The sequence below is a fragment of the Streptomyces sp. HD genome, from assembly GCF_028369295.1.
Lineage (GTDB): Bacteria > Actinomycetota > Actinomycetes > Streptomycetales > Streptomycetaceae > Streptomyces.
Genome location: NZ_JAQMYP010000143.1, coordinates 1 through 1,331 on the forward strand (window position 1 = coordinate 1; position 1,331 = coordinate 1,331).

Below are 1,331 nucleotides of genomic sequence, written 5' to 3' on the forward strand. Positions count from 1 at the left end.
CGAGGCGGAAGCACCCGGCGCCGCTCCGTCGGACAGCTCCGAGAGGAGGTGACGGGCCAGGACCGCGGGCGAGGGGTGGTCGAAGACCAGGGTCGCGGGCAGCCGCATGCCGGTGGCGGAATTCAGGCGGTTGCGCAGTTCCACCGAGGTGAGGGAGTCGAAGCCTAGGGCCTTGAAGGCCTGGTCGGCCTCCACGTCGGCGGCGGACGCATAGCCAAGGACGGAGGCGGCCTGTCCGCAGACGAGGTCCAGCAGGAACTTCTCGCGCTCGGCCTCGGGAAGCCCTGCGATGCGCTGCCCGAGGTCGGTCGCCCCTCCGATCGCCGCCTGTGCCTCGGCGGCCCGGCGCGCGGGCCTGCGGACGAGAGCACGCAGCAGGCTGGGGACCTCGTGTCCGCGCTTGCGGAGGGCAGCGATGTCGAGGTTGATCGGCAGCATCGCTGCCCTTTCGAGGGCCGGCCCGATCTCCAGGACGGTGTCGAGCAGCCCCAGACCTTGTTCGGGGGCGAGCGGCTGCATGCCGCCGCGTGCCATGCGTCGCAGGTCCGCCTCGGTCAGCTCGGCGGTCATGCCCGCACCCGGTGCCCAGGGGCCCCAGGCGAGGGCGGTCGCGGGCAGGCCGGAGGAACGGCGGATGGCGGCGAAGGCGTCCAGGAAGGCGTTGGCGGCCGCGTAGTTGGCCTGCCCCGCGCCGCCGAACGTCCCCGCGACGGAGGAGAAGACCACGAACGCGGACAGGTCGGCGTCCCGGGTCAGCTCGTGCAGGTGTGCCACCGCGTCGGCCTTCGGGCGCATGACCCTCGCCAGCCGGTCCGGGGTGAGGGAAGCCAGCACACCGTCGTCCAGGACGCCGGCCGTGTGGACCACGGCGGTCAGCGGGTGGCCGACGGAAACGATGTCCAGCATGGCGGCCACCTGGTCGCGGTCGGCGACGTCAACCGCCGCCACCTCGACCTGAGCACCCAACCCAGCCAATTCAGCGACGAGTTCACCAGCACCCGGGGCTTCCAGGCCGCGGCGGCTGGCCAGCAGCAGATGCCGGATTCCATGCTCCGTCACCAGGTGCCGGGCCACCAGCGCACCCAGACCACCCGTACCACCGGTCACCAGCACCGTGCCGTCCGGACCCAGCGGCACCGGGACCGTGAGCACGACCTTGCCGACATGGCGGGCCTGCGACAGATACCGGAACGCCTCCGGGGCGCGCCGCACATCCCAGCACGTCACGGGAAGGGGCTTGAGCACGCCCGCCTCGAACAGCGCGACCAGGTCGGCCAGCATCTGCCCGATCCGCTCCGGCGCCACGTCCATCAGGTCGAACGCCCGATAGG

General features: G+C 72.4%; 1 protein-coding gene. It reads right to left on the minus strand.

Annotation, left to right across the window (positions count from 1 at the left end; all coding sequences use genetic code 11):
• The coding region (locus tag POF73_RS45680; protein ID WP_272125453.1) for an SDR family NAD(P)-dependent oxidoreductase at positions 1-1,331 on the minus strand (1,331 nt) is incomplete at both ends.